The sequence below is a fragment of the Hymenobacter psychrotolerans DSM 18569 genome (assembly GCF_900142395.1).
In the GTDB taxonomy this organism is placed as follows: Bacteria; Bacteroidota; Bacteroidia; order Cytophagales; family Hymenobacteraceae; genus Hymenobacter; species Hymenobacter psychrotolerans.
This window is the reverse complement of the sequence record NZ_FRAS01000030.1, coordinates 1-26,189: the sequence shown is the minus strand read 5'-3', so window position 1 is coordinate 26,189 and position 26,189 is coordinate 1. Positions and strand designations below refer to the sequence as shown.

The 26,189-nt window shown below is 62.3% G+C and carries 21 protein-coding genes and 3 tRNA genes; 14 read left to right on the top strand and 10 right to left on the bottom strand.

Annotation, left to right across the window (positions count from 1 at the left end; translation table 11 throughout):
* Nucleotides 1-31: 31 nt before the first annotated feature.
* From hutH to BUE15_RS18930, 5 genes are all read right to left on the bottom strand, one after another.
* Nucleotides 32-1,528, bottom strand: coding sequence for a histidine ammonia-lyase (gene hutH / locus BUE15_RS18950; RefSeq protein WP_073288482.1), 1,497 nt, complete (start codon nucleotides 1,526-1,528; stop codon nucleotides 32-34).
* 164 nt (nucleotides 1,529-1,692) lie between these two features.
* Nucleotides 1,693-3,177: a histidine--tRNA ligase gene (gene hisS / locus BUE15_RS18945; protein WP_073288481.1), complete on the bottom strand. Its 1,485-nt coding sequence runs from the start codon at nucleotides 3,175-3,177 to the stop codon at nucleotides 1,693-1,695.
* A gap of 43 nt (nucleotides 3,178-3,220) precedes the next feature.
* Nucleotides 3,221-3,868, bottom strand: coding sequence for a DUF2459 domain-containing protein (locus BUE15_RS18940; RefSeq protein WP_073288479.1), 648 nt, complete (start codon nucleotides 3,866-3,868; stop codon nucleotides 3,221-3,223).
* A gap of 160 nt (nucleotides 3,869-4,028) precedes the next feature.
* Nucleotides 4,029-4,481, bottom strand: a complete 453-nt coding sequence (locus BUE15_RS18935; RefSeq protein WP_073288477.1) for a carboxypeptidase regulatory-like domain-containing protein — start codon at nucleotides 4,479-4,481, stop codon at nucleotides 4,029-4,031.
* Between the two features lie 398 nt (nucleotides 4,482-4,879).
* A complete protein-coding gene (locus BUE15_RS18930; RefSeq protein ID WP_073288475.1) occupies nucleotides 4,880-7,348 on the bottom strand; it encodes a TonB-dependent receptor in 2,469 nt (822 codons plus the stop codon).
* 788 nt (nucleotides 7,349-8,136) lie between these two features.
* On the opposite strand from BUE15_RS18930, the gene BUE15_RS18925 reads away from it, so the two are divergent.
* The 8 genes from BUE15_RS18925 (at nucleotide 8,137) to BUE15_RS18890 (ending at nucleotide 17,846) form a co-directional block, all read left to right on the top strand.
* Complete coding sequence (locus tag BUE15_RS18925; RefSeq protein WP_073288473.1) at nucleotides 8,137-9,384, top strand: efflux RND transporter periplasmic adaptor subunit; 1,248 nt, start codon at nucleotides 8,137-8,139, stop codon at nucleotides 9,382-9,384.
* A 6-nt stretch (nucleotides 9,385-9,390) separates the two neighbouring features.
* Nucleotides 9,391-10,839 carry a TolC family protein gene (locus BUE15_RS18920; protein WP_073288471.1) on the top strand — a complete coding sequence of 483 codons (1,449 nt, stop codon included), beginning with the start codon at nucleotides 9,391-9,393 and terminating at the stop codon, nucleotides 10,837-10,839.
* A 227-nt stretch (nucleotides 10,840-11,066) separates the two neighbouring features.
* Nucleotides 11,067-11,804, top strand: a complete 738-nt coding sequence (locus BUE15_RS18915) for an ABC transporter ATP-binding protein (RefSeq protein WP_084549184.1) — start codon at nucleotides 11,067-11,069, stop codon at nucleotides 11,802-11,804.
* Nucleotides 11,805-11,840: 36 nt separating this feature from the next.
* A complete protein-coding gene (locus BUE15_RS18910; RefSeq protein WP_073288470.1) occupies nucleotides 11,841-12,431 on the top strand; it encodes an RNA polymerase sigma factor in 591 nt (196 codons plus the stop codon).
* Nucleotides 12,421-13,671, top strand: a complete 1,251-nt coding sequence (locus BUE15_RS18905; RefSeq protein WP_073288468.1) for an ABC transporter permease — start codon at nucleotides 12,421-12,423, stop codon at nucleotides 13,669-13,671. Before BUE15_RS18910 ends, BUE15_RS18905 begins: the two co-directional genes overlap by 11 nt.
* A 24-nt stretch (nucleotides 13,672-13,695) precedes the next feature.
* Nucleotides 13,696-14,889 carry an ABC transporter permease gene (locus BUE15_RS18900; RefSeq protein ID WP_073288466.1) on the top strand — a complete coding sequence of 398 codons (1,194 nt, stop codon included), beginning with the start codon at nucleotides 13,696-13,698 and terminating at the stop codon, nucleotides 14,887-14,889.
* A 119-nt stretch (nucleotides 14,890-15,008) separates the two neighbouring features.
* A complete protein-coding gene (locus tag BUE15_RS18895) occupies nucleotides 15,009-16,391 on the top strand; it encodes a sigma-54-dependent transcriptional regulator (protein WP_073288464.1) in 1,383 nt (460 codons plus the stop codon).
* 156 nt (nucleotides 16,392-16,547) lie between these two features.
* Entirely contained in the window at nucleotides 16,548-17,846 is a 1,299-nt protein-coding gene (locus BUE15_RS18890) for a sensor histidine kinase (RefSeq protein WP_073288462.1), read from the top strand.
* A 142-nt stretch (nucleotides 17,847-17,988) separates the two neighbouring features.
* Here BUE15_RS18890 and BUE15_RS18885 read toward each other — a convergent pair whose 3' ends face one another.
* From BUE15_RS18885 to BUE15_RS18870, 4 genes are all read right to left on the bottom strand, one after another.
* On the bottom strand, nucleotides 17,989-19,440 hold the full coding sequence (locus BUE15_RS18885) for a toxin-antitoxin system YwqK family antitoxin (RefSeq protein WP_073288460.1): 1,452 nt from the start codon (nucleotides 19,438-19,440) through the stop codon (nucleotides 17,989-17,991).
* A gap of 153 nt (nucleotides 19,441-19,593) precedes the next feature.
* Entirely contained in the window at nucleotides 19,594-20,775 is a 1,182-nt protein-coding gene (locus BUE15_RS18880; RefSeq protein ID WP_170865318.1) for an acetyl-CoA C-acyltransferase, read from the bottom strand.
* 113 nt (nucleotides 20,776-20,888) lie between these two features.
* The gene (locus BUE15_RS18875) at nucleotides 20,889-21,875 is read right to left on the bottom strand and encodes a tetratricopeptide repeat protein (protein ID WP_073288458.1); all 987 of its coding nucleotides are present in this window, start codon (nucleotides 21,873-21,875) and stop codon (nucleotides 20,889-20,891) included.
* Entirely contained in the window at nucleotides 21,872-22,843 is a 972-nt protein-coding gene (locus tag BUE15_RS18870; RefSeq protein ID WP_084549183.1) for a VWA domain-containing protein, read from the bottom strand. Before BUE15_RS18870 ends, BUE15_RS18875 begins: the two co-directional genes overlap by 4 nt.
* Nucleotides 22,844-23,044: 201 nt before the next feature.
* On the opposite strand from BUE15_RS18870, the gene BUE15_RS18865 reads away from it, so the two are divergent.
* The 3 genes from BUE15_RS18865 to BUE15_RS18855 all read left to right on the top strand — a co-directional run bounded on the left by BUE15_RS18865 (nucleotide 23,045) and on the right by BUE15_RS18855 (nucleotide 23,420).
* Nucleotides 23,045-23,132 (top strand) — tRNA-Ser (locus BUE15_RS18865).
* An 88-nt stretch (nucleotides 23,133-23,220) separates the two neighbouring features.
* Nucleotides 23,221-23,294 (top strand) — tRNA-Pro (locus BUE15_RS18860).
* A gap of 52 nt (nucleotides 23,295-23,346) precedes the next feature.
* Nucleotides 23,347-23,420 (top strand) — tRNA-Arg (locus BUE15_RS18855).
* Nucleotides 23,421-23,684: 264 nt separating this feature from the next.
* Here the strand turns inward: BUE15_RS18855 and BUE15_RS22525 are convergent.
* Nucleotides 23,685-23,816 carry a hypothetical protein gene (locus BUE15_RS22525; RefSeq protein WP_262987471.1) on the bottom strand — a complete coding sequence of 44 codons (132 nt, stop codon included), beginning with the start codon at nucleotides 23,814-23,816 and terminating at the stop codon, nucleotides 23,685-23,687.
* A 186-nt stretch (nucleotides 23,817-24,002) separates the two neighbouring features.
* On the opposite strand from BUE15_RS22525, the gene BUE15_RS18850 reads away from it, so the two are divergent.
* The 3 genes from BUE15_RS18850 (at nucleotide 24,003) to BUE15_RS18840 (ending at nucleotide 26,059) form a co-directional block, all read left to right on the top strand.
* Complete coding sequence (locus tag BUE15_RS18850; protein WP_073288457.1) at nucleotides 24,003-24,785, top strand: DUF3050 domain-containing protein; 783 nt, start codon at nucleotides 24,003-24,005, stop codon at nucleotides 24,783-24,785.
* Nucleotides 24,786-24,901: 116 nt separating this feature from the next.
* The gene (locus tag BUE15_RS18845) at nucleotides 24,902-25,708 is read left to right on the top strand and encodes an IS5 family transposase (RefSeq protein WP_073288455.1); all 807 of its coding nucleotides are present in this window, start codon (nucleotides 24,902-24,904) and stop codon (nucleotides 25,706-25,708) included.
* Between the two features lie 48 nt (nucleotides 25,709-25,756).
* Complete coding sequence (locus tag BUE15_RS18840) at nucleotides 25,757-26,059, top strand: transposase (RefSeq protein WP_073288454.1); 303 nt, start codon at nucleotides 25,757-25,759, stop codon at nucleotides 26,057-26,059.
* The last annotated feature ends 130 nt before the right edge of the window (nucleotides 26,060-26,189 follow it).

Genomic DNA, 26,189 nt, shown 5'->3' with positions numbered 1-26,189 from the left:
TACTAACGCGGCAGCCGGCTTATTCCGCATATCACGACCAGCGGTAGCTGCGCACGAAAGCGGCGGCGGCGTGCAGGTCGGGGTAGAGCACCCGGTCCCGGCTCACGAAATTAACCTTCTCCCGGAAAGCGGCCACCACCTGCTCCAGCGCCGCCGAGCTGCGGGCCGGGCGGCGGAAAGCCAGGGCCTGTGCCGCGTTCAGCAGCTCAATGCCCAGCACCTGCTCCACATTCTGCACCACCCGCAGGGCCTTGGTAGCCGCGTTAGAGCCCATGCTCACGTGGTCTTCCTGGCCGTTGCTGCTCACAATGCTATCCACGGAAGCTGGGGTGCAGAGCTGCTTGTTCTGGCTCACGATGCCAGCAGCAGTGTACTGCGGAATCATGAAGCCGGAATTCAGGCCGGGCTCGGCTACCAGAAACGGCGGCAACCCGCGCTGCCCGCTGATGAGCTGGTAGGTGCGCCGCTCCGAGATGCTCCCGATTTCGGCGGTGGCAATGGCCAGCATATCCAGCGCCAGCGCCAGCGGCTGCCCGTGGAAGTTGCCGCCGCTCAGAATCAGGTCGTCGTCGGGGAAGAGGTTGGGGTTGTCGGTAACGGCATTGCACTCGGTTTCCACCACCTGCTCCACGTAGGCCAGCGCGTCGCGGGAGGCACCGTGTACCTGCGGCATGCACCGGAACGAGTAGGGGTCCTGCACGGCCGTTTTGGGGTTAGCCTGCAGCTCGGAGCCGGCCAGTTGCTCCCGGATGCGGCGCGCCACCGTCAGCTGCCCGGCGTGCGGCCGGATGCGGTGCAGCCGCTCGTCAAAAGGCTCAGCGCGGCCATCAAACGCTTCCAACGACAGGGCCCCGATAACGTCGGCGGCATCGAGCAGGCGCCGCGTGCGCAGCAGCTCGTGCACGGCGTAGGCCAGCATAAACTGTGTGCCGTTCAGCAGCGCCAGGCCTTCCTTGGCTTCCAGTGTGAGCGGCTCCCAACTGAACAGACTCAGCGCATCGGCGGCGGCCAGGCGGTAACCCTGGTAGTTTACTTCGCCCAGGCCCAGCAGCGGCAGGCACAGGTGCGCCAGCGGAGCCAGGTCGCCGCTGGCCCCCAGGGAGCCTTGCTGATACACCACGGGCAGCATGTCGCGGTTGTACATGTCCAGCAGGCGCTGCACGGTGGCCAGCTGCACGCCGCTGTGGCCGTAGCTCAGGCTCTGGGCCTTCAGCAGCAGCATGGTTTTCACGATGTCGGACGGCACTTCCTCGCCCGTGCCGCAGGCGTGCGACATCATCAGGTTGGTTTGGAGCTGGCCCCGGTCTTCGGGCGAAATGCTTTTGTCGCAGAGGGAGCCGAAGCCGGTATTGATGCCATACACCGGCGCATCGGAGTGCTGCAGGCGGTTGTGCAGGTAGGAGTGGCAGTGCTCGATGCGCTGGCGGGCTTCGGCGGAAAGCGTCAGGCGGGTTTCCTGGCCCAGCAGCTCGGCCAGCTTATCGAGGCTGAGGTGGACGGAAGGCGTGAGGGCGTACTCGTAGGGCATGGGGTGGAAAGCAGGGTGGGCGGCGGGTGGGGCCGGGGTGTAAACTCAAAAGTCCGTTTTTCCGGCCGAACTAAAAATAAAATGCAGCGCCCTGCGCCCACAAAAGCAAAACGCCATTCCGCGCGAAGCTGCGGAATGGCGTTCAGGTAGTTGTTCGTTCGGTTCTAGGCCTGCACCACGGCCAGCACTTCTTCCAGCGTGAGCGTCTGCTCCTGGCCGGTGCTCATGGTTTTGAGCTTAAACCGGCCCTGGGCCCGCTCCTCGGAGCCCTGCAGCAGCACAAACGGAATGCCCTTGGCATCAGCGTACTTGAACTGCCGGCCCAGCTTGCCCGCTTCCGGGTATAGCTCACTGGCTACTCCGGCTTCGCGCAGCTGGCGCAGTACGGGCAGCATGGCCCGTTCGCCTTCCACATCGAAGTTGGCCACCAGGCAGCGCGTGGTCGTAGCGGCGTCCGAGGGGAACAGGTTCAGCTCCTCCAGACAGTCGTAGAGCCTATCGACGCCGAACGAGAAGCCCACGCCGGACACGCCCGGCAGCCCGAAAGCGCCCGTCAGGTTGTCGTAGCGGCCGCCGCCGCTCACGCTGCCCATGTTTACGTTGTTGATCTTGATTTCGAAGATGCAGCCGGTGTAGTAGCTCAGGCCGCGGGCCAGTGTGGGGTCGAATTCTAGATTGTCAAATTGCGTGAAATCAAAAGCCTGGAGATAATTATAAACCTTCTTTATTTCATCAAAACCTCTTGCATTCTCTAAGGCGCGGATGAAACCAGATTTTGCGTACTGCTGGCCTTCCACGATTTCAAACCATATTCCACTGTCATCTCTTAACTCTCCGATGGAATCTTTATACATCTTTTCTAATTCAGTCAGTTTATCATGAAAATTGCCTTTTACTGACAGAAAGGAGAAAAGTCGCTTAATCATGTCGTTAGAGTATCCCTTTGCAGAAAGCTCCTCTGAAACGCCATTTGGTCCAATTTTATCAAGTTTATCTATGGCGACAAATAGGTCAGCTTCTTTTCCTTCAGCCCTTAAGGCCTCATACAAGCCGCTTAATATTTTCCGATGATTGATTTTGATTGTGTAGTCCGTGAGGCCCAGCGCATTTAGCACCTCGCTCATCATCAGCACGATTTCCGCCTCACAGAGCAGCGAGTCGGTGCCGACCACGTCGGCGTCGCACTGGTAAAACTCGCGGTAGCGGCCCCGTTGGGGCCGGTCGGCGCGCCATACCGGCTGGATCTGGTAGCGCTTGAACGGGAACGTGAGCGTGCCGCGGTTCATCACGACGTAGCGCGCGAAAGGCACCGTGAGGTCGTAGCGGAGGCCTTTTTCGGCAATCTTGGGCAGCACTTTTTTGGGGCCGGCCAGCAAATCGTCGGGCGTTACTTCTTCCTTGATAACGTCGCCCTTCTGCTTCTTGAGGAAGTTGCCGGAGTTCAACACCTTGAACAGCAGCTGGTCGCCTTCTTCCCCGTATTTGCCGGTCAGCACCGATAGGTTCTCGAGCGTGGGGGTTTCGAGTGGGGCGTAGCCGAACTTCTCGAACACGCGGCGGATAATGCCGAAGATATAGTTGCGGCGGGCCACTACGGCCGGGCCAAAGTCGCGGGTACCTTGCGGTAGGCTGGGTTTTTGGGCGCTCATCAGAAACAATGCGGAATGATGGCGCGAAGGTACAACCAGCAGCTTACTTCGCCTGCCGCGCGTGGTACAGCACCGGCCCGGCCAGCGGCGACTTCAGCGGCGCCCGCAGCCCGGCGCGGCGCAGGGTGCGCACAGTCCAGTCGTTGCAGGTGCGCAGGGCGTGGTAGCGGCCGGTGGCCCGGAAGAAAAAGTCATGCGGGGTGTAGCCGGCCGCATTGCGCAGCTCGTAGCGCGCCAGGCTATCCTGCCGGAAGGAGGCGGCAATCTGAGAGGTCAGCACCCGGTACTCTGCGGCGGAAATGCGGAGCGGCACCATATGCGGGCCTGGGTGGGGCGCCTGGCGCAAAAAGCGTACGTGCATCAGTGCGGGCCCTGGCACGGCGGCCCGCAGCACCGTAGCCGGGCCGTGCAGCTGGTGGTCGTAGGAAGCCAGGTAAAATCCTTCGCTGCCCCAGCCGAATGCGGCGTATTCGTAGCCGGCAAAACGGGCCTGGAAGCTGGAATCGGGGAAATGGCTGCGCCACCTGCGGCCGGTAAGAGAGTCCTGCAGGGGCAGCACCACATCCGTATGCGTACCGTTCGAAGCCACGAATACCAGCACGCCACCCGGCGTCTGCCGGAACGTGCGGTTTACGGGCAGCAGCGCACCCGTAAACAGGAAGATAACCAAGGCAGTGAAGGCAGCGGACATAGGCGCTGCAAGGTGAGACGAAGCCGGCAATTTTCGCCTGGCTGCCGCGCCCAATGGCGCACCCCACAACCCGGCACCCCGAACTACCGCCGCCGAAGCAGCAACCCGCCTGGCGGATTGTTGCTTCGGCGGCCAGCCAGCACTGTATACGCCATCTTCCCTACGACCGAACAGCCAGCCGGGGGGCTGCTGCAGAGGGCGGGCAGGTAGTTGTGCGCTGCGCTACGGCCTGGCGCGTGCCTACCACGCGGGGCTGGCTCGGCAACGACTCAAGCGTGAGCGTGCCCAGCTGCTGGCGGTTGTGCAGGGGCCGGAAGGCCACGGCGGGCTGCTGCAGGCGGTAGCCCAGGGCAGTGGTTTGCACCACGTAGTTGCCCAAAGGCAGGCGCTTGAGCTTGAAATTGCCTTCGGCATCGGTGGTGCCGGCCCCCACCATCCGGTGGTCGGTGGCGCGCAGCACTACCACGCTGGTGAAGGGAATGGGCTCGTTCGTGTCGCCGTCGCGCAGGCTACCCGTTACGGTGCCGTGGCTCAGGGTGTGAGCCGAAATCTGCAGCACGGCCAGCGACGCAATAAAACCCAGCAAGGAGCGGTTCAACACAGAATTTTTCATGGCTTTGGAAAGGAAAAGAAAGGCAAGGAGCTACCCGTCGGCTGCTCTGCGAAGGAGCGGCTCAGAAACCGGAAGCAGGAAAAAAATGGTAGTTGGCAGGCCCGTGACCCAGACTGGCACCAAGTGCCGACTGGCCGGGACGATGCCCCGCAGCAACTGAGCGGGGAAGCATTGGTGAGCGGTTGGCCGAGCTGCCCTCCGGGAAGCTGCCGCCCCCCAGCGCGGGGTCAGGAAGAAGGCAGAAGTAGCTGGCTGTCTGCCGGGTTGTGCTGCAACTGCTGGAAAGATGCGGGCAGTTGCCAAAGGGGTGCCTGCAGGATAAAAAGAATTTTTAGGCTTCAGCAAAGAGGGCGGACAGGGCCGGCCGCGCGCCGGCTGCCGGGCCCGAGTGGGGGGCCTTAGCCCCCGAATCCGCCTCCGCCGCCCTGAGGCTGGCTCTCAATCTTTTTCGGGGGCTTGGTGGAGCCCAGGTACCACGAGAAGCCCAGGTAACCGACGCGCGATTCCCACTTGTTGTAGTACGTGGCCTGGAAGTCGTTTTCGGCGGCGTATACTTCCGTGCGGTTGCGCTGGGTGTTGAAGATGTCACTTACGCGCAGGGTCAGGGCGGCGCGGTCGTTGAGAAGGCGCTGGCGCAGTGCTATTTCCACTGAGCCTACTGGCGCAATCCGGCCCTGCGAGGTGATGGCGGCCGCGCGGTAGTTGCCGGTCAGCTGCACATCCAGCTTCGGGGTAGGGTTGAAGGTGTTCATCAGGCGGCCCGTGCCCGACACCGTACGGCGGCTGGTTTCGTTGCCGGTAGCGGCCGTTACGTTGGTCTGAAACAGCGAGCCGCTGGCTGTCAGGCGCCACCACTTCGCCAGCGGGTGGTTCAGCGAGAGTTCGGCACCCAGGCTGGTGGCCTGCCCGAAGTTGTCGGAGTAGCTGCCTGTCACCACAGCGCCGTTGCCGTAGAGGCGGGTGGCCTCCTCATCTACCCGCGTCAGGCGCTGAATGGCGTTGGTAGTCTGGCGGTAGAAGAGCGTGGAGGTCAGCGAGGTCTGCTTCATCGTCATCTGGTGCCCCAGCTCGAACGAGTTGATGTATTCGGGGCGGAGCGTAGGGTCGCCGATGCGGTAGGAGCGCTGATCCTGGTAGAGCGGGAAAGCCAGCAGCTGCATGAAGTTGGGGCGGTTGAGGCGGCGCGAGTAGCTCAGCTGCACACGCTGGTCGGCGGTGGGCAGCGTGCGGGCTACCGTGGCCGAAGGGAACAGGTTCAGGTAGCTGAGGCGGAACGGACCGGAGCCGCCGTTTACTTCGCCGCTGGTGTTGGTGTATTCGGCCCGCAGCCCGCCCTGGGCGCTCCACTGGCCCATTTTCTGTTGATACGTGGCGTAGCCGGCCTGCTGAAACTCCTTGAAGTTGTAGGCAAACGACCGGTCCGCGAGTCGCTCATAGCCGGGTGCCTCGGTGTAGTGGCGCAGGAAGTCGTCGGTGCCGTCATTGAGCATCATCTGGCCCTTAAGGCCCGCTTCGAAGCGCGCCCCTTCGCCAATCGGGTGCACATAGTCGGCCTGGTAGGCGGCGGCGTTCAGGTCTACCCGCAGGTCCTGTTTCCACTCGCGCAAATCATCCGAGCCGAAGGTATTGCGCTGGCCCACCACCACATCGGCATCGAGCCTGGTGTAGGCTAGGCTGGCCGTCAGCTCGCGGCCTTTGTGCGCCTGCCAGGTGCGGCGGTAGTCCAGCGAAGCATCCGTGTTGCTGACGTCTTCCTTGACCCGGAAAGCACTGCCAATCCGGTCGGTGCCCTGCGCACTGCTGATGGCGGCCAGCTGGGTACCGGTATTGAGGCCGCGGTTCATGTTGGGCTCCACGGTCAGGGTAAGCGTCTGCTCCGGCGAGATGGTGTAGTCGAAGCCGAGCCGGGCCGAGTGGTTGGCGTTGTGGCGCAGGTTGTTGCCATCCTGGTCGATGCGCAGCGTGTTGCTTTCTACCGTAGTGCGCTGGTTGGTGCGGGACGTGCTGATGTAGCGGTGGTCACGCAGGTCGTAAGAGCCAAACCAGTTGAACTTGCCGGCGCGGCGGTTCAGGCTCAGGCTGGCGTTGTACTTGTCGCGGGTGCCGACTGTGCCCGAGGCCTGGCCGTTCCAGCCGTCTTTTTTCTGCTTTTTCAGGATGATGTTCAGCACCCCGCCGCTGCCGGCTGCATCGTAGCGGGCCGAGGGGTTGGTCACAACTTCCACCTTCTCAATGGCGCTGGCCGGAATCTGCTCCAGGCGGTTGCCGCCGGCGCCACTGTTGGCCGACTGGCTGGGCTTGCCGTCAATCAGGATGGTGATGCTGGAGCTGCCGCGCATACTCACCGTGCCGTCGGGCGCCACCGCTACGCCGGGCACATTCTGCAGCACATTGGTGGCCGTGCCGCCCACGCTGCTCAGGTCCTTCTCTACGTTGATAACCTTTTTGTCCAGGCTTTCTTCCACGGCGGCCCGCTCGCCGGTCACGGTTACGCCTTTGAGCTGCGTTGCGGTTGGGGCCACTTTCAGCGTGCCCAGGCGCAGGGTTGGATTGGCGCTAGTGAGTGCAACCGGCCGGCGAAATCCCTGGTAGCCAATGGCGGAAGCCTTCAGCAGGTAGTTGCCAAGACCCAGCGAAGCCAGCTCAAAAGCGCCATTTTCGCCGGTCTGCGTGCCGCTCACGAAGGTAGAATCCTGGGCGCGGAGCACGATGACGTTGGCGAAGGGCAGGGGCTGGCCGTTGGACTGGTCGAGGAGAGTGCCGGAGAGCGTACCGGCGGGCTGCTGGGCCGCGGCAGCCAAAGGAGCGAGCATAGCGAGGAACCCCAGGCCTTTGCAGGCGTGGCTGAAAGCAGTAAAGGAAGTCATCGGAAGGTGAGTTTGGAGGACAAACCAGGCAAAGAGAGTCCGTTCCAGGCGGCCGCGGTTCCGCTGGGAGGCTGTTTGCCAGTAACAAAGGCGTGAAAAGCAGGGGTGCTGCCCGAGCGTATATCGGGGACCCTGAGCAGCCGGAGCACGAAGGCGGCGGAGAGAAACCAGCGTTTCCGTCGGGCCGCCGGCACCCGGCCCGGCTGGCAGAGTGGTGTCCGGCTTCCGGCGTGGGCGGCGCTCCTTAGAGAGAAGCAGGGCCCGCGCCGAAGTATTTATCTAATCAATGATCCAAAGGTAATAGAAGGTACTATGCAACGCAAGGTACTGTTGATATTTATTTTGTGTTACCCGGTTTTTTCATTGGAGTTAAGCAGGTTAGGAAAGATGCTCGAAGCTGGCAGCCCAGGTAGAATGTGGCTTCAGGTCCCCAAAAGGCCCTTTTCGTTCTCTCACATGGCCAGATGCCGAAAAGACCTGAAAGGAAGCCTGACCGCAAAATTTTAGTTAGCCCTTCGCAGATTGTGCCCAGTAGGAGCCCGTAACTAGCTGGCGGGCTGCTACCTGACTCCTTCTGCCGGCTTGCAGCAGGCGGTAGGGCTGCTACTATAGAAGGGCGCGCAACGTGCCTCGGCTTCGGGAAAACCGAACACACTGTCCGGTTTCGGACAGTATTCCTTGTAGATATAAGTGGTTTTGTATGAGTAATATGCTGATTAACAATATATTGTAATTATGGCACGCGCCTTGGCTGACAGTAGAAGAACCTTTCTTCTATCTGTACGAAAATGGACAGAGCTATTTCTACTGCTACCCAGTCGCGCCGCAAGCTTCGCCGCTGGCTGCTGATATTGGCCGGGCTAGGCGTTGTGGCCGCTGCCCTGCTGGCCTTCCGCACCGTGCTGCAACCCAGCATCCGCCGTAACCAGCTACTGACCGCCACTGCCGAAACCGGCGACATTGAGGCCTCGCTCACGGCGGCCGGGCTGATTATCCCGGGCCACGAAGCTGTCATTACCAGCCCTATCCAGAGCAGCATCCGGCGGGTAGTGGTGCAGGTAGGGGAAAAAGTGCAGTCCGGCCAGACCATTCTAGAGCTGGACAAAGACCTTACGAACAGTGCGCTGGCCAAGCTGCAGGATGGGCAGCAGCAAAACCGCAACCGCAACAGCCAACTCCAGCTCAGCCTCGAAAAAGCGCTGAACGACCTTCGCTCCCAGCAGCAGGTGCAGCAGGTGCGGGTCCGCAGCCTGCAGTCGGCGCTGCGCGATGAGCAGTATTTGCTGAAGATTGGGGGCGGCACCGCCGAGAGCGTGCGCCAGGCCGAGCTGAACCTGAAAGTGGCCAACCTGGAGCTGCAGCGCCTGCGCGAGCAGATCCGCAACCAGCAGGCGGCCAACGCGGCTGATGTGCGGGAACTGGGCTTCACGATGCAGATTCAGGACCGCAGCATTGCGGAGCTGGCCGGCAAGCTGGCCCAGGCCGATATCAGCAGCCAGCAGCCCGGCGTGCTGACGTGGGTGAACGAGGACATCGGCGCCACCGTGCAGCAGGGCGACCCGCTGGCCCGCGTTGCTGACCTGAGCAGTTTCCGGGTGCGCGCCACCATTTCCGACACCTACGCTGAAGCGCTGCACGCCGGCGACCCGGTAGTGGTGCGCCTCAACGGCACCGACCTGCGCGGCACCATCAGCACGGTGAGCCCGGCGGCCGAAAAAGGCATCATCACATTCTACGCCAACCTGCAGCAAAATCACCATCCGGCGCTGCGCTCCAACCAGCGCGTTGAGGTGTTTGTGGTGACCAGCACCCAGCGCCAGGTGCTGCGCGTGAAGAACGGCCCCTTTTACCAGGGCGGCAAAGAACAGCCGGTATTCGTGCTGCACGAGGGCAAGGCCGAACGCCGCACCGTGCGCTTCGGCGAAAGCAACCTCGACTACGTGCAGGTGCTGAGCGGCCTGCGCCCCGGCGACGAAATAGTCGTGAGCGACATGAAAGAGCATCTGAGTACGCCCACTCTCACCATCGAAAACTAAGCCGCCATGAAACGTTTCTGGATGATGACGGCAGCGCTGCTGCTGCTGGAGGGCAAGGCCACGGCCCAGCAAAGCCCGGTGCGCCTGCAGCAGGTGATTGAGCAGGCCCTGGAGCAGTCGGCGGTGGCGGGGCAGGCCCGCACCGCGCGCGAAACCAGCTACTGGCAGTTTCGCACGTACCAGGCCAATTACCGGCCCCAGCTGGCCCTGCAGGGCCAGCTCCCCAACTACAGCCGCCTGATTACGCCCGTAGTGCAGCCCGACGGTACGCTGCAGTTTCAAGCCGTGCGCCAGAACAACTCCACGCTGGCCGTGACGCTTAGCCAGAACATCGGCCCCACGGGCGCGCAGCTGGTGGTGAGCTCGGAAATGCAGCGCTTCGACGACTTCAACCGCAGCACCCGCCTCTACAACAACCGCCCCGTAAACATCGGCCTCACGCAGCCGCTGGGCCGCTACAACCGCCTGCGCTGGAACCGGCGCATCGAGCCGCTGCGCTACGAGGAAAGCCAGCGCCAGTTTGTGCTGGAGCGCGAAACCATTGCCCAGCGCATCACGGAGCTGTATTTCGATGTGCTGCTGCAGCAGGTGAATGCCGATGTGGCTACCCAGAACGTGCAGGCCAACGAAGAAATGCTGTGCCTCGGCAAAGAGCGGTATCAGCTCGGCCGCCTCTCGCAAAGCGACCTGCTACTGCTGGAGCTCAACGTCCTCAACGCCCGCAAAGCCCTCGGCCAGGCCCGCCTCGGTGCCCAGAATGCGGCCCTGAGTCTGCAGAGCTACACCGGCCAGCGCGCCGAAACCCTGCGCCTGGCCGTGCCCGATGCGGTGCCGGCCCTGCAGGCACCCGCCGAGGAGGCCCTGGCCCAGGCCCGCCGGCACCGCCCCGAAACGCTGGCCTTCCGCCGCCGCCTGCTGCAGGCCGAAAGCGACGTGGCCCTGGCCAAAGGCACCACCGGCCTGCAGGCTACGCTGGTCGCCAACCTGGGCTACGTGAACAGTGCCCGCAACTTCTGGGACACCTACTACAGCCCCCAGAACCAGCAGCAGGTGAGCCTGGTATTTTCGGTGCCGCTCGTGGACTGGGGCCGGCAGAAGTCGGTGCAGAAAACGGCGGAGGTAGCGCGCCGCCAGACCGAGCAGAACGTGGCCCAGGAGCAGCGCGTGTTCGAGCAAAGCGTGCTGACGCAGGTGGCCCAGCTCAGCACCCTCACCGAGCAGCTGGCCCTCACGGCCCAGGCCGACACGCTGGCCCGGCGCCGCTACGACATTGCGCAGGCAATCTACAAGGTGGGGCGCATCAGCCTCACCGACCTCAACATTGCGCTGGCCGAGAAAGACCAGGCCCGCCGCGCCTACATTGGTGCCCTGCGCGCCTGCTGGGTGGCGCACTACCGCCTCCGGGCCCTCACGCTCTACGATTTCGAGCGGCAGGCTCCCTTGGCTGAACAGTAGGCTGAAACTGTCCGCAACCGGGTGGCGGCAGCCCGTCAGGACCGAACACACTGTCCGCTACCGGACAGATTTTACCCAGAGTGTATAGTGTAGTTTTGATGTAAGTGTCTGTAATAAAGAAATTTATGAAACTGGTACGCCGCTTGGCTATGTACAGTAGGCCCCCGGCTTTGGGTGGCCGAAAATGAACACCCTGCTTTCTTCCTTTCGCACCTCTTCCTTCTCCCATGAACGCTACTACTCTCTTCTCCGCCCCGACTGCTGCGCCGAGCACCCGCGCCACCGCTTTCCAGCCCGTCATTGAGTTGCGCAGCATCGAGAAAGTATACCAGACCAAAACCATCGAAACGGTGGCCCTCAACCACGTCAACCTGGTCATCCATAAAGGCGAGTTCGTGTCGATTATGGGGCCCTCGGGCTGCGGCAAGTCTACGCTGCTCAGCATCATGGGCCTGCTCGACGAGCCCACGGCCGGCGTGGTGGAAATCGAGGGGCGCGCCGTGCAGTCGTACTCGGATAAGGAGCTGGCCGCGCTGCGCAACCATAAAATCGGGTTTGTATTCCAGAGCTACCACCTCATCAACGACCTCTCGGTGCTCGATAATGTGGAGCTGCCGCTGCTCTACCGGCCCGGCGTGAGCGGCAAGGAGCGGCGCGAGCGGGCCTACGCCGCCCTCGACAAAGTAGGCCTCAGCGCCCGCACCAACCACTTCCCGGGGCAGCTTTCCGGCGGGCAGCGCCAGCGCGTGGCCATTGCGCGGGCCCTGGCCGGCCGCCCCGAGCTGATTCTGGCCGACGAGCCTACCGGCAACCTCGACTCGGTGATGGGGGAGGAGATTATGGAGCTGCTGCTGGGCCTCAACCGCGACGAGGGCACCACCATCGTGATGGTGACGCACGACGAGCAGCAGGCCCTCAAAACCCAGCGCCTCATCCGCTTCTTCGACGGCAGCCAGGTAAGCTAGCCCGCCCGTATTTCGCCCGCCATTGCCCTGCGCACCATGAAAACGCTCCGCCCTTCCTTCTCTGACGCCGACCTGGTAGCGGCCTGCCGCCAGGGCAGCGCAGCGGCACAGAAGCAGCTGTATCACCGCTTCGCGCCCAACATGCTTGGGCTTTGCCTGCGCTACGTGCGCCACCAGTTCGATGCCGAAGACGCCGTGGCGCGCGGGTTCATGAAGGTGTTTCAGTGCCTGAGCCAGTTCGAGGGCAAAGGCTGCCTGGAAGGGTGGGTGCGCCGCATTATGGTGCGCGAAGCCCTGGCCTGCCTGCGCCGCCGCGAGTCGCTGACGCTGCACCTCGACGACTACCCCAGCGGCCACCCCGCCACCGACCTGCCCGCCGCCGATGTGCTGCTGCAGGCCGCTGATCTGCTCCGGCTGGTACAGGAGCTGCCGGCCGGCTACCGCGCCGTCTTCAACCTCTGCGCGCTGGAAGGCTACACCCACCCCGAGGCCGCCGCCCTGCTCGGCATTTCGGAAGGCACCAGCAAGTCGCAGCTCAGCAAGGCCCGCGCGGTGCTGCAGCGCCAGGTTGCGGCGCTTCATTCCTCTTCTTCAACGTCTTCCTACGCCTACGCTCATGTTGCTTAGCTACCTCAAAATCGCCTGGAAAGTCCTGCTGCGCCGCAAGTTCTTCACCTTCATCAGCCTGTTCGGCATCAGCTTCACGCTGATGATACTGCTGGTGGTATATGCCCTCTACGACCACACCGTGGGGCCGCACACCCCCGAAAAGAAAGTGGACCGCCTGCTGTTCGTCAACCGCGCCACGGTATCCTTCAAAAACGACAACGGCAGCAACAACGGCACCATCAGCTACAGCTTTCTGGAGCGCTACGTGCGGCCCCTGCGCACCCCCGAAAAGATTTCCATCAGTAGCTATTTTGGGCCTACGGCCGCCTACGTGGGCAACCAGAAGCTGGATGTAGACCTGAAATACACCGACGGCCAGTTTTGGGAAGTGCTGGATTTCGATTTCGTGGAAGGACGGCCTTACACGGTGGCTGAGGTGCAAAGCGGCGCCCACGTGGCCGTCATCAACGAGCGGACCTGCCGCGCCTACTTCGGTACCACCCGCGGCGTGCTGGGTAAAACCATCGAAACTGACCGGGTGCGCTACCGGGTGATAGGAGTAGTGAAGGACGTGCCCGGCATGCGCTTCAACTCCTACGCCGACATGTGGGCGCCCATCAGCACGAGCACCCAGGACGCCAAAGACCCCAGCTACTTCGGCGACTGTATGGCCATTATCCAGGCCCGCACCCCCGCCGACCTGGCCGCCATTCAGGCCGAGTTCAACCGCGTGATAGACCAGGTGCCCGTGCCCGACCCCAAGAAGCACGAAAAAGTGCACGTGTATGCCGGCACGCTGCTTTCTTCCACGGTGCGCTGGTTCAACAACAACAGCACGCCCGACGACGGCGTGGCCGACCTGATGGGCAAAGTAGCCCTCGTGACCTTGCTGTTCATGCTGCTGCCGGCCCTCAACCTCATCAACGTCAACGTGAGCCGCATTCTGGAGCGTTCCTCCGAAATCGGGGTGCGGAAGGCATTCGGGGCTACGGCGGGCACCCTGATCCGGCAGTTTCTGGTGGAAAACGTGTTTCTGACGCTGCTGGGCGGGCTGCTGGGCCTGGTGCTGGCCGGCGTGGTGCTGCACCTCATCGACAGCAGCGGCTTCATTCCTTATACCACCCTCACGCTCAACCCCCGCATTTTCGCGGGTGGGCTGCTGCTGAGCCTCCTGTTCGGGGTGCTGTCGGGCGTGTATCCGGCCTACAAAATGTCGAAGCTGCAAGCCGTGCAGGCCCTGAAAGGCGGCCGTAACTAAGTATTCCTTCTCCTCTCCGAATCCATGATACGCCATCTGTTTACGCTGATCTGGAACCGCAAGCGGGCAAACTTCCTGCTGGTTGCCGAAATATTCTTTGCCTTCGTCGTGCTGTTCGTGCTGGGCAGCCTGCTCGTCGATAACAACCGCAAGTACACGGCCCCGCTGGGCTTCACCTATGAGCACGTATGGCAGATAGACATGGACCCCAACGGACAGCCTATCAGCCGGCAGGACGCCACGTTTCAGCGCCTGATGCAGCACCTCAAAGCCATGCCGGGCGTGCGCAGCGTGGCAGCCACCCGCTCCAATACGCCTTTCTCCTTCAGCGACAGTAGCACGGAGTTCAAAGCCGGCAGCAAGTCAACCAGCAGCGACATTTACAGCGGCGGCGACGACATGCAGGACGTGCTGAGCCTGGAGCTGGCGGAAGGCCGCTGGTTCACGCCGCGCGACGAAGTGGCCACACGGCCCCCGCTCGTTATTTCGCAGGAAGCGCGGGAGGCGCTGTTTGCCAACGAGCCGGCACTGGGCAAAATCGTGCGGACTCAGGACGATCAGGAATTTCAGGTGGTAGGGGTGCTGGCGACGCCGTACCGCGGCCGGGGCGAGTTTCAGGAGCTGAAGCCGGCCATCTTCCGGCGCAGCGAGTCCCTGGTAGACCCCAAAGACTCCACCAACTTCGACCGGCCCAGGCTGCTGATTCGGGTGCAGCCCACGGCCACCGCCGAGCTGGAGCAGCGCATCACCAAGGAAGTAGCGGCCGTGACGGGCGGCTGGAAAACCACCGTTACTACGCTTCCCGAGCAGCGCGCCACCCGCATGAAACTCGCGCTGGCGCCCATGGGCGGCATGGTGCTGGTGTGCGGCTTCCTGATTTTCAACGTGGCCCTGGGGCTGTTTGGGGTGCTGTGGTACAACATCAGCCAGCGCCGCGCCGAAATTGGGTTGCGCCGGGCCATTGGGGCTACCGGCAGCCGCATCAGCGCGCAGTTTCTGGGTGAAGTGATGGTCGTTACCACGTTCGGCCTGGCATTCGGGCTGCTGGTGGCGGCGCAGTTTCCGCTGCTGGGCGTGATGGGCATTCAGCTGCCGGTGTATCTGGCCAGCATGGGCCTGGCCACCATCCTGATTTACGTGCTGACGGCCATCTGTGCCTTTTACCCGAGCCGCCTGGCCGCCGGTGTGCGCCCCGCCGTGGCTTTGCGCGAAGAGTAAGCAGCTGTGGGTTGAGCGGCGGGGCTTACGGGAATTTCCTGGCCCGATCCATAAAAACAACCCGAAAAGTCTCAATTTTAGCCCCGGCTGCGTCTACTTTCGCGGCCCGCATTCCCACCATGATCCTCATCATCGACGACGATATAGCCGTTCGGACCTCGCTCAGTTTGCTGCTGAAACAGGCCGGCTACCCCACCAAAAGCGTGGCCACGCCCGAAGAGGCGCTGCGGGTCGTCCGGGAAACGCCGCCGCGCCTGTTGCTCATGGACATGAACTACTCGCTGGATACCAGCGGGCAGGACGGGCTGCGGCTGCTGGGCCAGGTGAAGCAGGTGGCGCCCCAGGTACCCGTGATTCTGATAACGGGTTGGGGCTCCATTGCGCTGGCCGTGGAAGGAATGAAGGCCGGGGCCGCCGAGTTCGTGACCAAGCCCTGGAACAACGACGCGCTGCTGCAAACCATCCGCACCATCATCAGCCTGCACGAGCCCGAGCTGGAAACCGACCCCGCCACCCTCAGCCGCCGCCAGCTCGATAAGCAGTACAACTTCCAGGGCATTGTAGGTCAGGATGCGCGCCTGCTGCACGTGCTGCGCAACGTGGGCCAGGTAGCGGCCACCGACGCCTCCGTGCTCATTGAGGGCGAATCGGGAACGGGCAAGGAGCTGATTGCCGAGGCCGTGCACCAGAACAGCCAGCGCCGTCGCCAGCCCTTCGTGAAGGTAAACCTGGGCGGCATCTCGGCCAGCTTGTTTGAGAGCGAGATGTTCGGGCACCGCCGCGGGGCCTTCACCGACGCCAAAACCGACCGAATCGGCCGCTTCGAGCTGGCCAACGGCGGCACCATCTTTCTGGATGAGATAGGGGAGCTGGACCTGAACTCGCAGGTGAAGCTGCTGCGCGTGCTCCAGGACCGCACCTACGAGGTGCTCGGCGACAGCAAGCCCCGCCGCCTCGACATCCGGGTGATTTGCGCCACCAACCGCAACCTGGCCGAGATGGTGCAGCAGGGCCGCTTCCGCGAAGATCTGTTCTACCGCATCAACCTGATTACGGTGCGCCTGCCCGCCCTGCGCGAGCGGCCCCAGGATATTCCGCTGCTGGTGCAGCACTTCGTGGATGGGCTGCGCGCCACCTACAACCGCCCGGCCCTGAAAGTGGGCACCCGAGCCCAGCACTGGCTGCAGGAGCAGCTGCTGCCGGGCAACATCCGGGAGCTGAAAAACCTGGTGGAGCGCGCCGTGCTGGTGTCGGGCAAAGACGAGCTGGGCCCCGAGGAATTCCAGGCCAACTTCCAGCGCCCCCCCGCCCGGCCCGACGAGTCCGGCGAGCTGCCCGAGCCCGGCACCATGACCCTGGACGAGCTGGAAGCCCAGATGATCCGGCGCACCCTGGAGCACTACGGCGGCAACATCAGCCGCGTCGCCAAATCCCTGGGCCTGAGCCGCGGCGCCCTCTACCGCCGCCTCGAAAAGTACGCCATTCCGTTCGACACGGAGTAGGAGGAAGGCTTTTCCAGAACGTCATTCCGAGCGAAGGCGTAGCCGCAGCCGAGGAATCTCGCGTGCTGACGTTGTGATGCTACTTCTACCACACTAGCGAGATTCCTCGACTAGGCTCGGAATGACGTTCTTTCCTGCCGCAAAATCATTCCCTGCATGTCTCTGCGCACCAAGTTCCTGCTGTTCGTTTTCCTGATTCATGCCGTGCTGATTGTGCTGGCCGCGCAGATGCTGCGCACGAACCCGGCGCTGTTCGTGGGGCTGGAAGTGCTGCTGCTGGTCAGTATTGTGCTCACGGTGCAGCTGTACCGCGGCTTCGTGCGGCCGTTTCAGCTGATTGCGGCCGGCACTGAGGCCATCCGCAGCAAGGATTTCTCGATGAAGTTTGTGCCCGTGGGGCAGCGCGAGATGGACCAGCTCATCAACGTTTACAACCAGATGATTGACGAGCTGCGGCAGGAGCGCGTGACGCAGCACGAGAAAAGCTATTTGCTCGAACGGCTCATTCAGGCTTCGCCGGCGGGTATTCTGCTGCTCAGCTTCGAGGGGCAGATAGAGGCCGTGAACCCCGCCGCCGAGCGGTGCCTAAGCCAGCCGGCCGGCGCGCTGCTGGGCCGGCGGCCGGCGGAGCTGCCCGGCGAGTGGGGCGCGGTGCTGGGCACGCTGCACGAAGGCCAGCCGCAGGTGGTACAGCTCTCCGGCATCCAGACGTACCGGGCGCATTGCTCGCACTTCGTGGACCGGGGCTTTTCGCGCAATTTCATTCTGCTGGAAGAGCTGACGCAGGACCTGATCCGGCAGGAAAAGCAGGCCTACGAGAAGCTGATCCGGATGATGTCGCACGAAATCAACAATTCTATCGGCGCCATCAACTCCATTCTGCAGTCGTTCGGCTACTACACGCCCCAACTCCACCCCGATGACCAGCCCGATTTCCGGGAGGCGCTGGACGTATCCATTGCGCGCAATACGCACCTGGCCAACTTCATTGCCAACTTTGCCAATCTGGTGCGCCTGCCGCCGCCCAACTGCCAGCCCACCGACCTGCACGAGCTGCTGCGTGGTATCCAGCGCCTGCTACAGGTGCAGGCCGAGCACCGCCGCATTGCCTGGCACTGGCAGCTGGCGCCGGTGCCGCTGCGCGCCAACATCGACCAGCAGCAACTGGAGCAGGCGTTGCTCAACATCGTGAAAAACGCGCTGGAGGCCATCGGCGAAAACGGCAACCTCACCCTCCGCACCACGCTCAACCCGGCCGCGCTTCACATCGAAAACGACGGGCCCGGCATCCCGCCCGAGGTGCAGCGCCGGCTGTTCACGCCCTTCTTCAGCACCAAGCGCGACGGCCAGGGCATCGGCCTCACCCTCATCCGCGACATTCTGCTGCAGCACGAGTTGCGCTTCAGCCTGGAAACCCAGAAAACCGGCCGTACGGTGTTCAGCATCTGGTTCTAGGCCAGTGGGTGCTTTGGGGTACTCATAGCCCTAAAGCAATTTGTCCTCCTGAGCTGGCGAAGGACCTTCTCACGCCCGAAGTTCTTGCGTGAGAAGGTCCTTCGCCAGCTCAGGAGGACAGAAAGGAAAAGAGCACCGGTTCTTACTTGCGCTTCACCGGAGGCTTGGCGGCAGGAATTTTAGGAGCGGGAGCAGCGGCGCCTTCGGGTACCAGCTGGCCGTTGCGGAAAGTCTTTTTTTCCTGCACCGTTTTGCCGTCGGGCCCGAAGTAGCTCCACACGCCCGACTCCTTGCCGTTGCGGTAGAAACCGGTGATTTCCGGGGTACCGTCTTCGCGAAGCAGGCGGTAGTTGCCGGTTTTGAGGCCTTTCACGTAAGTGGTTTCCGCTTTCAGCTTGCCCGAAGGGAAAAACTCCTGCCCCAGGCCGGTGGGCTTGCCGTTCTCGTAGAGCACTTTGCTGAGTACAGTGCCGGTGGGGGAGTAGGTGAGCATTTCGCCGGTCTGACGACCATTCAGGTAGGTTTTCTGACTCGCCACCTGCTTGCCGCCGACATGGAAAGTGCGCCACACGCCCGTCGGCTGGCCGTTCTTGAACTGCTGCTCTTCGCGCACCGCGCCATCTTCGAAGTACGAAATTGCTTTTCGGTCACGAGCCTGGTTGGCGTACTCGGTTTTCTGCTGCGGCTTGCCCGATTCGTAAAAATCCTCCTGCGTACCTGTAAGCACGCCTTGGCGGTAGGTCATCTTGCTTTTGAGCGCGCCACTTTCGTAATATGATTTGGCGGGGCCTTCTAGGTTGGAGGTGCCGCCGGCCATGCTGCGGGCCTGCTTGGTGAGGTCGTCGCCGAGCGGGTTTTTCACGGCGCGCCCCGTGAACGTGGAGGCCACGTAGCTGCCTTCGGTCTGGAGCTTGCCGGAGCGGTAGTAGCTGCGGTAGCTGCCCTTGCCCGACTTATCGGCCAGCACTTCGGTTTCTACCTGGCCGTTGTCGTAGTACGTTTTGTAGGGGCCGGCCAACAAGCCACGGCTGTAAGTGGCTTCGCTCTGGAGCTGGCCGTTTTCGTAGTAGGTTTTCACCGGGCCGTTGGCCTGCCCGTTCTGGTAGGTGATTTCGACTTTGGTTTTGCCCGACGGATACAGTTCCTTCACGGCGCCGGCCGGCTGACCGGCCGCGAGGGTGGTTTCCAGCTTCACCTCGCCGTTGGGATGATAGTAGCGCAGGTTGCCGCTGGGCTGGTCGTTTTCGTAAGTGCCTTCCTGGGCCAGCTTGCCCGAGTCGTAGTAGGTTTTGAAGGGGCCCTGGCGCACACCCTGCTGGTAGGTCACTTCCAGCCGGCGCTGCCCGTTCGGGTGAAACTCCACGTACGCCGAGTCGCGCTTGCCACCTGCGAAACGGGTCTGGGCCTCCAGCCGGCCGGAGCGGTAAAACCGTTTGTAGGGGCCTTCCATCACCGTGTCGCCGGCCACCACGGCCGAGTAGATTTCACGCTTGCGGGTGTTGGTAGAGTCGTAGTAAGTCGTGAAGCGCCGCATTTTCTGGGCCTGCGCGGTGGTGGCAGTCAGAAGCAGCAGGGCAAAAGCAGTTCGTTTCATAGGCGCAAGAACGAGGGAAGTGGCAAAGTAATTTCACACCGGGTTGCCGGACAGGCAAAGTAGCCGGCCGCTCAGCCCTTCCCCGGCGCGAAAACAAAAGTCCTGCCGCAAAAGCTGCGGCAGGACTTTCAAAACTACACGGAAAGCAACAGGCTAGAGCTTCTCCAGCACAATGCTGCTGGCTCCGCCGCCACCGTTGCAGATGCCGGTTACACCAATTTTGCCGCCTTCATTTTCCAGCACGTTCAGCAGCGTAGTCACGATGCGCGCGCCGGAGGCTCCCAGCGGGTGGCCCAGGCTCACGGCCCCGCCGTACACGTTTACCTTCGTGCCTTCCAGGTTCAGCAGCTTGTTGTTGGCCAGCGAAACCACCGAGAAAGCCTCGTTGATTTCGTAGAAATCAACTTCCGAAGCCTCCAGGCCAGCGTTTTTCAGGGCCTTCGGAATAGCCAGTGAAGGCGTCGTCGTGAACCACTCGGGCGCCTGCTCAGCATCGGCAAAGCCGCGGATACGGGCCAGCGGCTTTATGCCCAATTCGTCGGCTTTTTCGCGGCTCATCAGCAGTACGGCGGCGGCACCGTCGTTCAGCGTGGAGGCGTTGGCCGCCGTTACGGAACCCTCCTTGGTGAAGGCTGGTTTCAGCCCCGCGAACTTAGCGAAGTCTACTTTCGTGTATTCTTCATCGTCGCTGATAACGGTTTCCTTGCCGCGTACCGTGATGGTAACCGGGATGATTTCGTCTTTCTTCTTGCCGGCTTTGGCCGCGGCGGCGCTCCGCTCGTAGCTCTGCTGGGCAAAGGCGTCCTGGTCTTCGCGCGTAATACCGTAGTGAGTAGCCGTGGCGTCGGCGGCGTTGCCCATGGCGTAGTCGTGGTATGGGTCCCAGAGGCCGTCCTTCATCAGGCCGTCAATCATCTGGCCGTGGCCGTATTTAGCGCCGAAACGGGCTTTATCGAGGTAGTACGGCACGTTCGACATGCTTTCCATACCGCCGGCCAGAATCACATCAGCCTGGCCCAGCATGATGGCCTGAGCGCCGAACATAATGGCTTTGGAGCCCGATGCGCACACTTTATTGACCGTGGTGCACTCCACGGTATCGGGCAGGCCGGCTTTCTTGGCGGCCTGGCGGGCCGGAGCCTGGCCCAGGTTGGCCGAAATAACGTTGCCCATAATCACCTGCTGCACTTCTTTGCCATCAACGCCGGCTTTTTCCAGCGCACCTTTCAGGGCAATGGCACCCAGCTCCGTAGCCGACAGAGAGGCCAGGCTACCGCCGAAAGAACCGATAGGCGTGCGTACTGCAGCGACAATTACTACTTCTTTGATTTGCATAAACGCGGGGTGGGGAATTGGTTGGAATGTGATGTAAAGGTAGCAACAATGCAGATTGTAGGTTCGGGCCTCGCTCAGCCTGCCGGAAACCAGCTGGCGCTGCCGCTCTTGTGCTACCAGGCCGGCTTTTTAGGGTCGGGTTTGCCGGGGCTGGAGCGGGGCAGCTGCTGAATATACTGCTGCTCGGCGGCGCTCAGCGCATCCAGTACCTGCTGCGCCTGACCACTGCTCAGGTTCATTTGCTGCAGGCGGGCGCGCTGGGTTTGCAGCTGAGCTTCGTCCAGGGCGGCGGCTTCGGTCCCGGGCTGCCGACTGGAGCCTGCGGTAGCCTGCGGCCCTGTCGGTTGGTTGCTTAGGCCGCGTGTGGTGCCGGGCTCCGTGCCCTGTGCTACGTTTCTTTCGGCGCCCTGGCCCGGCTGGAAATTGCTGTCGGCGGTGCTACCGGCCTGGTCGGTGGGGCGGTTGGGGTCCTGCTGGCCTTGCTGGTTGGGGCGAGGCTGGGGTGCACTGCGCGGGTCCTGGCGCGGGTCCGGGTCATTCAGCTGGCCCTGCTGGTCCTGGCCGGCACGGGGCTGCCGCGACGGGCTGGGCTGCTGGTCGTTGTCCGGCTGGCCGTTGGTGCTGGGGGGAGAGTCGTCGGTGGCGGGTGGCGGGATATCCGGGTCCGTTTGCCGCCGGGCCAGATAGTCGCTGATGACTTCATAGTTGTAGCGGGCTCCGGCATTGGCGGCATTGGCCTGCAGGGCCTGGCGCAACAAGCTCAGCGCCTGTGCATAGTCGCCTTTGCGGGAAGCCAGCACGGCCAGCTGCTGCTGCGCAATGCTGCGCACGGCAGGGGTGCGGCTGCTGAGCAGGCGGCCATAAGCCGCCCGGGCTTCCGCTGCCTGCCCGCTCTGCGCACTGGCGTGTCCCAGGTTAAGCAGCACCGCTTCATCGGCAGGATTGTAGCGTACGGCCTCCTTGTACAGGCGGGCGGCGGCGGCAAACCGCCCGGCCTTATATGCGTGCCCGGCCTGTTGCACGGCTTCATTCAAATCATGAATGCGGGTGAGGCTGCCCCAGCCGCCGAGCAGCACCAGCAGCAACGCAAATAGCCTCATAGCTTGATTACACGCATAGTCAGCAAAATATCCAGCGCCATAAGAAGCAGCGCCAGCGCCAGTGGGTACCGGTAGCGGTTGTCCGCCACCGATACGGTGCGCACCTGCTCCGCCTGCCCTTCCAGCCGGTTGAGGGCATTTACCAGCAGCGGCACCTCATCCCGCCGGTCCGATAACTCGAAATACCGGCCGCCGGTTTGCTCGGCCAGCCGTTGCAGTGGGGTAGGAGCCAGGCGGGTCACGGCGTCGCGGCCGCGGGCGTCGCGCACGTAGCCGCCCTTGGGCTTGGGCAGGCGGGCGCCATCGAGCGTGCCTACGCCCAAAGAAAAGAGCCGAATGCCGGAGCGAGCCAGCACCCGGAGCGTCGGCTCCAGATTCTCACCGAAGTCTTCCCCATCACTCACCAATACCAACGCCGTAGCGCGCGGCGTGGCTGTGGTAGGCAACTTGGCCAGCCGGCTCATAACCAGCTCAAGCGGAGGGGCCAGGTCGGTGGTGCCGGTCGGAACCAGATTGGTCTGCAGCGTGCTCAGAAACAGTTGCAGGGCACCCTGGTCGTAGGTAAGGGGACATTGCACATACGCTTCGGCTGCAAAGACAATAAGCCCTATGCGGTCAGCCTGAAAGCGGCTGACCAGCTTTGCCAGCTCTGCTTTGGCTTTTTGCAGGCGGGTAGGGGCAATATCCGGCGCATCCATGGAGCGCGACAGGTCAACCAGCAGCCACACATCTTTGCCCGTAGTGCGCACCGGCCGTTGCGTGAGGCCATAGGCCGGCCCCAGCAGTGCCACCCCCAGCAGCCCAACATAGAGCGTCCGCAACGCCAGCTTCCAGCCCAGGCGCCAGCCCTTTTGGCCCAGCGGAGCCGCCAGCCGGCGCGTCCGCAGAATAAAGCCCAGGTAAAGCGCAAAAAAAATGCTGAGGGCCAGCCATTCCTTCCACGACATGGAATGAGCCCAATTCAGCATGGCAAATGAAGAGACAACGGAATGAATATCATGCAAAAAGCGGTTCAGCGGCCGCTCGGGGTTTGGGCAAAGATAGGCGCTTGCCGGAAGGCAGTGGCCGTATTGTGGCGGAACAAGGTGAAGATATTTTTTTTGAAAAGGGGGTGTTTATGGGTTCTACTTGTATATTTGCACACTCTTCAGCCGGAAGGGGCCACCAAAGGAGAGGTGGGTGAGTGGCTTAAACCAGTAGTTTGCTAAACTGCCGTAGCTCTAAAGGCTACCGGGGGTTCGAATCCCCCCCTCTCCGCATTTGTTGTGTAGGTGAGGAATTGAGAGTAGACATCGAAGGCTTGTATAGAGTTTTCAGTCCACGCTCTCAGTTCCTCATTGTTTTTCGGGGTGTAGCGTAGCCCGGTATCGCGCCTGCTTTGGGAGCAGGAGGCCGCAGGTTCGAATCCTGCCACCCCGACTTTTCAGATAGCCGTCAGCCCACCTTTGGGGCGGGCGGCTATTTGTTTTTTGACCCCGTAGCTCAGCTGGATAGAGCAGCTGCCTTCTAAGCAGCCGGTCATGTGTTCGAATCACATCGGGGCCACGCTGATAATGAGCCACTTAGCTTGATTGCTGGGTGGCTTTTTTGTTAGCGGGGCCTACATTGGGGGCTACAACTACCCGGCTGCTCTACTCTTAGGGCCGCTTCGTATCTTCGCTGCTGCTCCCCTGGAACAGTTGCCAGCTTGCCCAGGAAGGAAGAAGGCCCGCCCTCATCGATTGATGGGAGCGGGCCTTTTGTTTATTCGTGCCACGACAGCCACCCCCACACTAGTAACCCTGCCAGCGCCACGACCAGCCACACTGCCTATGTGGTAGAGGTCGATGTAGTCGCCTTCCTCCCAATGCGGTTGGTCAGGAACGTGCCTTCGAAGACCACTAGCCCGATCTGGGCATTTAGCGGCAGCAGGTTGAAGGCGTAGAGGGAGGGCAGGGCCATGCGCAACGATACAAAAAAGCCCCGACTAGCAGTTGGGGCTTTTCCACAGGCTACCAGTATTCTCACCAAAGACACGTGGCCTCACAAAGATAGGAGCAGCGTGGGGCACTGCTAGCGAGAAAAAGGGCCACAAAAAAACGTGTGCGTACTTTTGGGGCTTACCACTTTCTCTTTTTTTCGCTTTCCATGGCCCAAGACCACCTTGCTTCGCTGCAGGCGCACCTTGTCCCCGCTCGCCAGCAGCTCCTTGACCACAGCATCTATCAGTCCTTACACACCTTGGAGGATTTGCGCGAATTTCTGGAGCACCATGTATTTGCCGTGTGGGATTTTATGTCCCTGCTTAAAGCCCTACAGCGACATCTGACCTGCGTGCAGGTGCCGTGGATGCCAAAAGGCTCCCCAAGTACGCGCCGCCTCATCAACGAAATCGTATTGGAGGAGGAAACGGATGTGGACCCGCAGGGACGCGCTATCAGCCACTTCGAACTATATGTACGGGCCATGCAGGAATGCGGGGCCAATACGCAGCCGGTGCAGGACCTGCTCGCTGCGTTGGCCGGCGGTGCAGACCTGGGCCAGGCTCTGACGAGGGCGAACGTACCAGCCAGCGTACGCTCCTTCGTCCGCCACACCTTTGCCATCATTGACAGCGGGCACCCGCACGCCGTAGCGGCAGCCTTTACCTTTGGCCGTGAAGACGTTATTCCCGCCATGTTTCGCCAGGTCGTGCTCGATCTGGACCGGCGCTTTCCCGGTCAGCTCGACACCTTCCTCTATTACCTGAACCGCCATATCGAACTGGATGAGGAAACCCATGCCCCGCTCGCTCAGCAGATGGTCAGCGAGCTGTGCGGAGACGATTCACTACAATGGCAGCAAGCCACAGAGGTAGCCGCTCAGTGCATACAGGCGCGTATTGCCTTGTGGGATGGCATTCGGCAGGCGTTACCAGTCGACTCTCACTAATGGGAGCAAGTGCCCATTAAACAAGCGCCCCGACCTGTAGAGGTTGGGGTGCTTGTTTATGCTGCATGAGTATGTTGCTCTAGAGGCTGTTATGGACTGGTCGCGTAATTTGGGGGATGGCTCAACGCAGTGGTTACCCCAGCGACGTGACAGATGCCGAATGGACGTTTGTCGCCCCCTATTTAGCCTTGGTGCGGGAAGACGCGCCGCAGCGGCAGCATGCGTTGCGGGCGGTCTTCAACGGCCTGCGCTACCTGGTTAAAACCGGCTGTGGCTGGCGCTACCTGCCCCATGATCTGCCGCCCTGGGAAGCGGTGTATCAACAGTGGGCGCGTTGGCGCGACAACCGCTGTTTGGAGCATATGATGGCTGATGTACGCGAATTGGCCCGGCTGCTGGCCGGTCGTGAGGCCGAGCCCACGGCCGTGATTCTGGATTCGCGCACGATCCAGAGCACGCCCGAAAGTGGGGCACGGGCCGGCTACGACGGGGCCAAGCGGCGCAAGGGCAGCAAGGTGCACGTGGCCGTCGACACGCTGGGCCATTTGCTGGCCGCCGTGGTCACGCCGGCCAACGAGCCGGACCGCGGGCAAGTGGCCGCCCTCTGTGAACAGGTGCAACGCGTCACCGGCCAAAAGGTCCAGGTGGCCTACCCCGACCAAGGCTACACAGGCGAAGAAGCCGAATACGCCACAGCCGTGCACGACATTGACTTGCAGGTCATTGCCAAACCCGAAGGGCAGAAGGGCTTCGTGCTGCTGCCTCGCCGCTGGGTGGTCGAACGCAGCTTCGGCTGGGCCGCCCGCTTCCGCCGTCTGGCCCGCGACTATGAACGCCTCGCCCTGACCATGCAACAATTCCACTTCCTCCCCTTCGTCACCCTCCTGCTGGCAAAAGGCGTTGTTCTCCCAACTGGTCCATAACAGCCGCTAGGCAAGACGGACAGAAGAAGGCCGTATATTTCTTTTGTCATGACCGCAAAAACCAGCGGGGCGTCGCCCGACAAACGGCGTAAATACGACGAGGTGTTCAAAGCCGAGGCCCTGCGCCTGGCCGGCGAGAGCCGCAGCACGCAGGCGGCCGCCCGGCAGCTGGGCATCAGCCCCAAGCTGCTTTACCGCTGGCAGCAGGCGCAGCTCGTGGCCGAAGTGGGCAGTGAGGAAGTGGCCCGTGACCCGGAAGTGCGCGCCCTGCGGGCCCGTCTGAAGCGGGCCGAGCAGGAGCTCGACGTTTTAAAAAAAGCCTTGGTCATCTTCGGCCAGCCGACCCGGTGAGCACCTATCAGCACATCGCCCAGCGGGCGGGCCACGTGCCCGTGCGCCAGCTCTGCCGCGTGTTGCACATCGCGCCCAGCGCCCACTACGCCTGGTGCCGGCGGCAGGGCCAACCCGTGCCTGAGCCGGC

What these genes read in the sequence shown, in the direction of transcription:
- hutH (WP_073288482.1), bottom strand. Translation starts at nt 1,528, where the DNA reads ATGCCCTACGAGTACGCCCTCACGCCTTCCGTCCACCTCAGCCTCGAT.
- hisS (WP_073288481.1), bottom strand. Translation starts at nt 3,177, where the DNA reads ATGAGCGCCCAAAAACCCAGCCTACCGCAAGGTACCCGCGACTTTGGC.
- BUE15_RS18940 (WP_073288479.1), bottom strand. Translation starts at nt 3,868, where the DNA reads ATGTCCGCTGCCTTCACTGCCTTGGTTATCTTCCTGTTTACGGGTGCG.
- BUE15_RS18935 (WP_073288477.1), bottom strand. Translation starts at nt 4,481, where the DNA reads ATGAAAAATTCTGTGTTGAACCGCTCCTTGCTGGGTTTTATTGCGTCG.
- BUE15_RS18930 (WP_073288475.1), bottom strand. Translation starts at nt 7,348, where the DNA reads ATGACTTCCTTTACTGCTTTCAGCCACGCCTGCAAAGGCCTGGGGTTC.
- BUE15_RS18925 (WP_073288473.1), top strand. Translation starts at nt 8,137, where the DNA reads ATGGACAGAGCTATTTCTACTGCTACCCAGTCGCGCCGCAAGCTTCGC.
- BUE15_RS18920 (WP_073288471.1), top strand. Translation starts at nt 9,391, where the DNA reads ATGAAACGTTTCTGGATGATGACGGCAGCGCTGCTGCTGCTGGAGGGC.
- BUE15_RS18915 (WP_084549184.1), top strand. Translation starts at nt 11,067, where the DNA reads ATGAACGCTACTACTCTCTTCTCCGCCCCGACTGCTGCGCCGAGCACC.
- BUE15_RS18910 (WP_073288470.1), top strand. Translation starts at nt 11,841, where the DNA reads ATGAAAACGCTCCGCCCTTCCTTCTCTGACGCCGACCTGGTAGCGGCC.
- BUE15_RS18905 (WP_073288468.1), top strand. Translation starts at nt 12,421, where the DNA reads ATGTTGCTTAGCTACCTCAAAATCGCCTGGAAAGTCCTGCTGCGCCGC.
- BUE15_RS18900 (WP_073288466.1), top strand. Translation starts at nt 13,696, where the DNA reads ATGATACGCCATCTGTTTACGCTGATCTGGAACCGCAAGCGGGCAAAC.
- BUE15_RS18895 (WP_073288464.1), top strand. Translation starts at nt 15,009, where the DNA reads ATGATCCTCATCATCGACGACGATATAGCCGTTCGGACCTCGCTCAGT.
- BUE15_RS18890 (WP_073288462.1), top strand. Translation starts at nt 16,548, where the DNA reads ATGTCTCTGCGCACCAAGTTCCTGCTGTTCGTTTTCCTGATTCATGCC.
- BUE15_RS18885 (WP_073288460.1), bottom strand. Translation starts at nt 19,440, where the DNA reads ATGAAACGAACTGCTTTTGCCCTGCTGCTTCTGACTGCCACCACCGCG.
- BUE15_RS18880 (WP_170865318.1), bottom strand. Translation starts at nt 20,775, where the DNA reads ATGCAAATCAAAGAAGTAGTAATTGTCGCTGCAGTACGCACGCCTATC.
- BUE15_RS18875 (WP_073288458.1), bottom strand. Translation starts at nt 21,875, where the DNA reads ATGAGGCTATTTGCGTTGCTGCTGGTGCTGCTCGGCGGCTGGGGCAGC.
- BUE15_RS18870 (WP_084549183.1), bottom strand. Translation starts at nt 22,843, where the DNA reads ATGCTGAATTGGGCTCATTCCATGTCGTGGAAGGAATGGCTGGCCCTC.
- BUE15_RS22525 (WP_262987471.1), bottom strand. Translation starts at nt 23,816, where the DNA reads ATGGCCCTGCCCTCCCTCTACGCCTTCAACCTGCTGCCGCTAAATGCC.
- BUE15_RS18850 (WP_073288457.1), top strand. Translation starts at nt 24,003, where the DNA reads ATGGCCCAAGACCACCTTGCTTCGCTGCAGGCGCACCTTGTCCCCGCT.
- BUE15_RS18845 (WP_073288455.1), top strand. Translation starts at nt 24,902, where the DNA reads ATGGCTCAACGCAGTGGTTACCCCAGCGACGTGACAGATGCCGAATGG.
- BUE15_RS18840 (WP_073288454.1), top strand. Translation starts at nt 25,757, where the DNA reads ATGACCGCAAAAACCAGCGGGGCGTCGCCCGACAAACGGCGTAAATAC.